This is a genomic window from Amycolatopsis sp. NPDC003676 (genome assembly GCF_053587275.1).
Window position 1 is genome coordinate 1 of record NZ_JBSFNS010000198.1, and the last position, 8,286, is coordinate 8,286.

General features: G+C 70.4%; 6 protein-coding genes. All 6 read right to left on the reverse strand.

From position 1 onward, the window contains the following. Nucleotides 1-282: 282 nt before the first annotated feature. The gene (locus tag ACWDNU_RS44220) at nt 283-729 is read right to left on the reverse strand and encodes a DUF6292 family protein (RefSeq protein ID WP_370935432.1); all 447 of its coding nucleotides are present in this window, start codon (nt 727-729) and stop codon (nt 283-285) included. 165 nt (nt 730-894) lie between these two features. Beyond that, on the reverse strand, nt 895-1,044 hold the full coding sequence (locus ACWDNU_RS44225) for a hypothetical protein (RefSeq protein ID WP_370935431.1): 150 nt from the start codon (nt 1,042-1,044) through the stop codon (nt 895-897). A gap of 2 nt (nt 1,045-1,046) precedes the next feature. Further along, nucleotides 1,047-1,304, reverse strand: coding sequence for a hypothetical protein (locus tag ACWDNU_RS44230; RefSeq protein ID WP_449673245.1), 258 nt, complete (start codon nt 1,302-1,304; stop codon nt 1,047-1,049). A gap of 38 nt (nt 1,305-1,342) precedes the next feature. Continuing rightward, complete coding sequence (locus ACWDNU_RS44235) at nt 1,343-1,978, reverse strand: hypothetical protein (protein ID WP_116201566.1); 636 nt, start codon at nt 1,976-1,978, stop codon at nt 1,343-1,345. Further along, on the reverse strand, nt 1,971-2,393 hold the full coding sequence (locus ACWDNU_RS44240; RefSeq protein WP_370935427.1) for an acyl-CoA thioesterase: 423 nt from the start codon (nt 2,391-2,393) through the stop codon (nt 1,971-1,973). Before ACWDNU_RS44240 ends, ACWDNU_RS44235 begins: the two co-directional genes overlap by 8 nt. Next, nucleotides 2,390-7,372: an NAD-glutamate dehydrogenase gene (locus tag ACWDNU_RS44245; protein ID WP_449673246.1), complete on the reverse strand. Its 4,983-nt coding sequence runs from the start codon at nt 7,370-7,372 to the stop codon at nt 2,390-2,392. The genes ACWDNU_RS44240 and ACWDNU_RS44245 overlap by 4 nt, the downstream gene beginning before the upstream one ends. Nucleotides 7,373-8,286 lie beyond the last annotated feature (914 nt).

Sequence of the window (8,286 nt, forward strand, 5' to 3'; positions counted from 1 at the left end):
GCTTCGCCGGGATCGCGCAGGCGATGGGCGCGGACGGCATCGTCGTGGACAAGCTCGAGCAGCTCCCTGAGGGAATCAGATTCCCTCAGGGTTCCCCTCACGAACATCAAGACACGGCGAAGTGGCCATAGCGCGGATGTTCCGGCGATGCCGACGTTCCCGGCCGAACCCCTCAGGCCCGGCGGACCCGCTCCTCGCGATCCGGGTCCGCAGGTCGCCGCGGCCGGACACCGCCGCGCACCGGCTTCGAAGCACGCGAACGTTCAGTGAACTTCCGGCCCCTCAAGCCCGGCGAACCCGCTCCTCGAGCCGGGTCCGCAGGTCGCCGTGGCTGGACACCGCCAGCACCGGCCCCGGAGTCCCGGCTTTCTCGGCCGAACTCACCACGTCCGCGACGAACCGGCGTACCCGTTCCGGCGCGGGGGTCACGTCGCCGCCCAGCTGGGCTACCTGTTGCGGGGCCTCGGCGGGCGTCGTCTCAACCGCCACCGACCAGCCTTGCCGCATCGTCCACAGCAGCATCAGATCCCGGCCGGGGAACCGCGGGGACCGGCCGCTCAGCGCGACGTACGCGGTGATCGTGTCGGTGACCTCGCACGACGTGCACTCCACCGAAACCCCGACCGCGGCGGCGACCTCGCGCACGTATGCGGCCAAGGCCTGCCGCAGCACCTGCGGGTCGTCGGCGGTGGGCAGGGACATCGGGCGTTCCGGACCGGACAGGAGCATGGGTCTCCTCTTCCGCCGCCGCTTCCGCTTCGCGCAGAAAGCGAACCGGGGTCGTCGAATCGCGCGAAGGCCGGCGGTCGCGATGATCGGGGTCGCACCGGATCGGGCATCCGGCAGCTGGACCGGACTCCGACTCTACCCGCTGGGACAACCCCGGAGCCGAGATCAACCCGTCTGGCCGCCGCCGAAGTCGCTCGACAGGCGGCCGCTGGCGGCGGAATCCGCGATCGACGTGGCGATCCGCGCGGTCGACAGTCCTGCTTGGACACCCGGCGCGGCCGCACCCGGTTCCCAGCAGCCAAGATCAGCCGCCAAGATCAGCCGCTGACATCGTCCGGCTGGCCGCCGTCGGCCGAATCCGCGATCGAGGTGGCCACCCAAGCGGCGAACAACCCCGCCTGCACATAGGGCGCGGCCTCGCCGACCGCGCGCACCACTGACCGCGCACGGCCAGGCCCAGGCTCGGCTTCCGGAGCGGGATCAGCGTCCGCGGGCCGGTCGGTGCGCCACGGCGTCTCCTCGGCCCGGACCTCGGCGAGGAAGTCCGCGGTCGGGTCGCCGTCGGGTTCGGTCATTCGTTCACGATGGCACTCCCCGACGGCTCCCGCCAGCCTCAGAACAGCAGCGGCAGCAACGCTTGGCGCCGCTTCAGCACCGCGCCGTAGCGGGCGTCGAGGCGCAGCCACGAATCGGTGGCGGTCACGCGGACCACGTCGCCGTCGATCGACGAATCGAACAAACCCATGCCGGACAACGCGAACAGGCAGCGCATCTGGACCTTGACCTCGAGGTCTCCCCCGGTGACGGTCAGCACCGCCTGGTCCATCAGCGAGGCGGGCGGCGTGCCGTGCGGCCCGGCGTTGTCGCGGGCGAGCGCGACGCCGCGGTCAGCCAGCTCCGACACCACGCCGACCGGCAGCTCGTCGACCTTCTGCCACCGATCGGACACCGGAAGCTCGGCGTGCCACAGCAAATCGCGCGCCGGACCCGGGTCCATCACCTCGCCGCCCGCGACGGCGAGCGCCGCGAGCAGTTCGTTGCCGGACACCGTGACGTCCGAGGGCGTCACCGTCCCCGCCACCGCGCGGGTCGCGAGAACCTCGAACGGCGTGGCCGTCCACGCCTCGACGACGTCGTCGCCCCGGCGGCGCAGCCGGACGGCGGTCGTGCCGTCCAGCCGCACCGCGCGGGCGACGAACGCGCTGAGCGTCTCCCGGTCGCCCGGATCGGGGATCCGCAGCTCAGGCATCGGCCAGCACCCGCTTGAGGAATTCCGATTCCTCGTCGCTGAACCGGCGCGGCCGGAGCTCGACCGTGTTGTACGGGGCCAGCACGGTTTCCGCGGTGACCGCGACCGGATCGGCCGCGTCCGGGCCGGTCCGCACGACGTACCCGAGCGTCACCGTCGAGGCCTTCAGCTCGGCGAGCGTGATCTCCACGCGCACCGTGCGGCCGGGCGTCGCGACGATCGGCGCGCGATAGTGCACCGCGAGCTTCACGACCACGACGCCCTTCGGCAGCTCGTGCAGCCCGGCGCGCTCGGCTTCGCCGAACAGCACGGGCACCCGGGCCTCTTCGAGCAGCGTCACCACGTTCGCGTGGTTGACGTGCCCGTACACGTCCATGTCCGACCATCGCGGCTGGACGTGGGAAACGAATGTCACCGCACCGTGCTCCGGATCTGGCGCGCGGCCACGGACAGCGTCGCGAGGTCGAGCCGCCCGGAACGGGTGATCTCGTCCAGCGCCACGCGCGCCCGCGAAAGCCGCGACGCGTTGGCCTTCTCCCATTGCTCGATCTGCTCGTCGACGGACAGGTCCTGGTCGCTGTGCCGCAGTGCGTCGAGCGCGATCGCGCGCAGGGAACCGTACACGTCATCGCGCAGCGAGAGCCGGGCGAGGGCGTGCCAGCGGTTGCCGCGTTCCAGTGCGCTGATCTCGGTGAGCATCTTGTCGATGTCCAGGTGGTCCGACAGCGCGTAGTACAGCTCGGCGGTGTCGGCCGGGGTGTGCGTCGCGTCGAGCCCGACCTGCTGCTCGGCCAGCTCCGCCACCTCGACCACGTCGAGCAGGCCGTAGCTGTGCAGCAGCAGCGCCACCTGACGGGCGAGGCCGGCGGGCACGCCTTCCTCGACCATCCCGGCCGCGTCCTGCTCCACGGACTCCAGTTCGCGTCCGCGCAGCAGCTCGCCCAGCTTCGGGCCGAGCTCCGCGAGCACCGGGCCGAACCGGTTGATCTCGGCCAGCGGCGCGAGCGGCTGCGGGCGGTTGGTGAGGAACCAGCGCGCGGCCCGGTCGAGCAGCCGCCGCGTCTCCAGCACCATCCGGTCCGCGACCGCGGTCGGGACCACGTTGTCCAGCGCGTCGATCTCGGCCCACAGCTTCGGCAGGTCGTAGACGTGCGTGACCACCGCGTACGCGCGCACCGCGTCGGTGGCGGTCGCGTTCATCTCCTCCATCAGGCGGTAGACGAAGGAGATGCCGCCGCCGTCGACCAGCTCGTTGGTGATCAGCGTGGTGATGATCTGGCGGCGCAGCGGGTGCTGCGCGATCGCCGCGGCGAAGGGTTCGCGCAGCGGGGCCGGGAAGTACTCCGGCAGCCTGCGCGTGAACACCTCGGATTCGGGCAGGTCGGAGGCGAGCAGCTCGTCCTTGAGGTCGAGCTTCACGTGCGCCAGCAGCGTCGCCAGCTCCGGCGAAGTCAGGCCTTCGCCCGCCTTCTCCAGCGCGCGGAACTGCGACGGGCTCGGCAACGCCTCCAGCTTGCGGTCGAACGCACCCTTCGCGACCAGCGCGGACACCTGCCGCGCGTGCACCGACACCATCGGCCCGGCGTGCGCCCGGCTGACGCCGAGCACCGCGTTCTGCCGGTAGTTGTCCGCGAGCACGAGCGAACCGACCTCGTCGGTCATCTCGCCGAGCAGCTCGTTGCGCCGCGCGTGCTGCAGTTCGCCGCCCGCCACCAGGTGATCCAGCAGGATCTTGATGTTGACCTCGTGGTCGGAGCAGTCGACGCCGGCCGAGTTGTCGAGCGCGTCGGTGTTGATCTTGCCGCCGTTCCGGGCGAATTCGATGCGGCCGAGCTGGGTCAGGCCCAGGTTGCCGCCCTCTCCGACGACCTGCACGCGCAACTGGTTGCCGTTGACGCGGATCGCGTCGTTGGCCTTGTCGCCCGCCGCGGCCTGGCTTTCGCTCTCCGCCTTGACGTAGGTGCCGATGCCGCCGTTCCACAGCAGTTCGACCGGGGCCAGCAGGATCGCCTGGATCAGGTCCATCGGGGCGAGCTTCGTGACGCCCTCGTCCAAGCCGAGCGCAACGCGGACCTGCGGGGTGATCGGGATGGTCTTGGCCGAACGCGGGTAGATCCCGCCGCCCTCGCTGATCAATGAGCGGTCGTAGTCGTCCCACGAACTGCGCGGCAGGTCGAACAGCCGGCGCCGCTCCGCGTAGCTCGACGCGGCGTCCGGGTTCGGGTCGAGGAAGACGTGCATGTGGTTGAACGCCGCGACCAGCCGGATGTGCTCGGACAGCAGCATCCCGTTGCCGAAGACGTCGCCCATCATGTCGCCGATGCCGACGACGGTGAAGTCCTCGGTCTGGGTGTCCTTGCCCAGCTCGCGGAAGTGCCGCTTCACGCTCTCCCACGCGCCCTTGGCGGTGATGCCCATGGCCTTGTGGTCGTAGCCGACCGAACCGCCCGAGGCGAAGGCGTCGCCGAGCCAGAATCCGTACTGCGCCGAGACTTCGTTGGCGATGTCGGAGAACTTCGCGGTGCCCTTGTCCGCCGCGACGACCAGGTAGCTGTCGTCGGCGTCGTGGCGCACCACGTCCGGCGCGGGCACAGTCTCGCCCTCGACGCGGTTGTCGGTGAGGTCCAGCAGGCCGGAGATGAACATCCGGTAGCAGGAAATGCCTTCGGTGAGCTGGGCGTCGCGGTCGACCCCGGCGTCGCCGGTGGGCCGCGGCGGACGCTTCACCACGAAGCCGCCCTTCGCGCCGACCGGCACGATCACCGCGTTCTTCACCGCCTGCGCCTTGACCAGGCCCAGGATTTCGGTGCGGAAGTCCTCCTGCCGGTCCGACCAGCGCAGGCCGCCTCGGGCGACCTCGCCGAACCGCAGGTGCACGCCCTCGACGCGCGGCGAGTACACGAAGATCTCGTACTTCGGGCGCGGCTCGGGCAGCTCCGGCACGCCGCTCGGGTCGAGCTTGAGCGCCAGGTACGGCCGCGGGTTCCCGTCGGCGTCGCGCACGTGGTAATTCGTGCGCAGCGTCGCGTTGATGACCGCGAGCAGCCGGCGCAGGATCCGGTCCTCGTCGAGGCTCGTGACCTCGTCGACCATCGAGGAGATCTCGGCGGCCAGCGATTCCGCGTGCGTCTTCCGGTCCACATCGGACAGTTGCGGATCGCAGCGGGTTTCGAAGAGGCGCAACAGTTTCGTCGAGACCTCGGTGTGCTTGACGAGCGTGTTCTGGATGTAGGCCTGGGAGAACGGGCTGCGCGCCTGCTGCAGATACCGCGAGTAGGCCCGCAGCACCGCGGCCTGGCGCCAGGTCAGCCCAGCGCGCAGCACGAGCGCGTTGAGTCCGTCGACCTCCGCCTCGCCCTGCCATGCCGCGTGGAACGCGTCCTGGAACCGCTCACGCAGCTCGTGCGCGGCCGTTTCGTCGGCGTTTTCGAGGCCCTTCTTGTCGACGCGCAGACCGAAGTCGTAGATCCAGCTGGCCCCGCCGTCCTCGCGGAACAGCTCGTACGGCCGCTCGTCCACCACCTCGACGCCCATCGCCTGCAGCACCGGCAGCACCTTGGACAGGGTGACGCCCTCGCCGCGCAGGTAGAGCTTGAACCGCCGCTCGCCGGGTTCGGCGTCCGCGGGCAGGTAGAACGACAGCGCGAGGTCGCCCTCGTCCGCGAGGGTGTCGAGCTTGCTCAGGTCGGCCAGCGCGTCCTCGGCGGTGAAATCTTCCTTGTACGCCTCGGGGAACACCGCGCCGAAGCGCTGCCCGCGGTCGACCGCGGACTCCTCGCCCATCATGCCGATCGGGCCGCCGTCGCCGACGCGCTCGCGGCGTTCGGCGATGATCGCCTCGACCAGCCGGTCGTCCCAGCTGCGCACGACGGTGTTGAGCCGCTCCTGGATCCGCAGCGTGTCCGGCTCGACCGCGTTCGACGGGTCCGTGTGCACCATGAAGTGCACCTGGGCCAGCAGCGTCTCGCCGACGCGCGCGCTGTACTCCAGCTGCGTGCCTTCGAGTTCTTCCAGCAGCACTTCCTGCATCGCCAGCCGCGAGCGCGTGGTGTAGCGGTCGCGCGGCAGGTAGACCAGGCAGGAGTAGAAGCGGCCGTACGGGTCGCGGCGCAGGAACAGCCGCAGCCGGCGGCGGTCCGACAGCGTGATCGCGCCGGTGGTGGTGGAGTACAGCGAATCGGTGTCCGCGGAGAACAGGTCCGCGCGCGGCCAGTTCTGCAGGACCTCCAGCATCCGCTGGCCGGAGAACGACTCCATCGGGAATCCGGCGCGGTGGATGACCTCGCGCACCCGTTGGCCGACCACCGGGATGTCGAGCACGTTCTCGTGCAGCGCGGTGGTGGTGAACATGCCGAGGAACCGGTGCTCGCCGGTGACCTTGCCGTGCTCGTCGAACGTCTTCACGCCGACGTAATACGGATAAACCGGACGGTGCACCGTGCTCGGCGCGCTGGCCTGGGTGAGCACGAGCAGCGACGGCGCGAGCGCGTCGACCGAGCTGTCCGGGCCCGCGGTGAGGCTGCGCGCGGCGAGGCTGTCCTGGCGCAGCACGCCCAGCCCGGACGCGAGAACGGCGCGCAGAGCGGGCTCGTCGCTGTCCGGCTGCGGGCTGTCGACCAGCTCGTACTTGCGGTAGCCGAGGAACGTGAAGTGGCCGTCGGCGAGCCAGCGCAACAGGCGCGCGCCCTCGACGACCTCGTCGCCGCCGTCGGGCAGCTTCGGCGGGTTCTGTTCGAGCGTTTCCGCGAGCGAGCAGGCGGTCTGCGCCATCTTCTCGGCGTCCTCGACGACCTCGCGCACGTCGCCGAGCACCGACGACAGCCGGTTGTCCAGCTCGCGTGCCCGCTGCGGGTCGGTGACGAGGTCGATTTCCACCAGCATCCACGATTCCGCGGACGCGCCGGCGGGCGGATCGGCCGGGTCGGCGTCGAGGTGCAGGCCCTCCAGCTCGCCGGTCAGGCCGCGGCTCACCACGACGATCGGGTGCACGATGCGCTGCACCTGCACGCCGTCGCGGGCGAACTCCGCGGTGACGCTGTCCACGAGGTAGGGCATGTCGTCGGTGACGACCTGCACGACGGTCGCGTCGCGCGTCCAGCCGTCCTCGGCGGTGGTCGGGTTCAGCAGGCGGACCGCCGGGCGTCCGGGCATGCGCTTCTTCGCCAGCTGCAGGTGCGAACGCACCGCGCCGACGAGCGCGACCGGATCGTCGCCGACGATCTCGTCGGCCGGAATGTGCCGGTAGTACAAGCGGATCAGGTCCGCGATCTCCGGCGCCTGCGCCGCGGCGGTGTCGATCAGCTCGTCCCGGATCTGTTCCGGGCTGGCCGTGCGGCGGGCGGCGCCGGCTTCGGTGCCGACATCGGGCGGGGACGAGACTCCCGTCGAGCTCATTGAGCAACTCTCCAGTGTGCGAGACCGAGATGCGTCCGTCACCACAACGTGCCGGACATCCCTCACCCTAATCCGCCCTGAGACGCCCCCGTGCGCGGCGGGGAAAGACTTAAGGTTCGTTTCAGGGGTCACCGGCGGCGGCGTCGCGCGGGATCGGTTCAGCTACCGACGAGTTCGGCGCGGGCTGCTTTCGGCAAAAGGCTTGGCACGAGGCCGGAGGGTGGGTTCCGGGGACGCGGCGGCGGCTTCGGGATCGGTTCAGTGCCCGTATCGCCCGCGGCGGGAACGGAAAAGGTTGCCTCCCTCCCCTGCGAGAATTCCCACCCGTACGGGCTAATTCTTCCGTTGCGGAGGACGGAGCCGGGTGCGCTGGGAGGAGCAGCCGGGTTTCCAGGATGGGGCATGCGCGGGGTGCGCGCAGATCGGCGGGACCGGGTGGGTTGTGCCGGATAATTTTGGCGCGTTCTGCCAGTGACTGGGAAAACCGCTTGGCGCAGCGCGAAAATCGGCGGACGACTGAAGCCTCGGCGGGTCGCGTGTGCGCACTTCCGCGGAAGGTCGTGAGGGGGACCCTGAGGGAATCTGATTCCCTCAGGGTTCCCCTCACGTACCTTTCGGGGCCGAAGTCGCAGGATCCTCCGCGTCGATGACGTTCTCCGCCAGCAGCGCGGGGCGCGAGGCCGCCTCCCTCACCGACCTTTCGAGGCCGAAGCCACGGGACTCTCCGCGTCGATGAGGTTTCCGCCAGCAGCGCGGGCCGCGAGGCTCCCCACCGCAGGGTTTCCCTCACCGACCTTTCGAGACCGAGACCGGCGGATCCTCCGCGCCGATGACGTTCTCCGCCAACAGCACGGGCCGAGTGGCCGCTCTCCCGCTGGTCCGTGAAGGGCTCCTTGAGGGAATCTGATTCCCTC

Bases quoted from the DNA above. Each gene is read 5' to 3' on its own strand.
- ACWDNU_RS44235 (WP_116201566.1), bottom strand. From the start codon at position 1,978: ATGCCTGAGCTGCGGATCCCCGATCCGGGCGACCGGGAGACGCTCAGC.
- ACWDNU_RS44230 (WP_449673245.1), bottom strand. From the start codon at position 1,304: ATGACCGAACCCGACGGCGACCCGACCGCGGACTTCCTCGCCGAGGTC.
- ACWDNU_RS44220 (WP_370935432.1), bottom strand. From the start codon at position 729: ATGCTCCTGTCCGGTCCGGAACGCCCGATGTCCCTGCCCACCGCCGAC.
- ACWDNU_RS44245 (WP_449673246.1), bottom strand. From the start codon at position 7,372: ATGAGCTCGACGGGAGTCTCGTCCCCGCCCGATGTCGGCACCGAAGCC.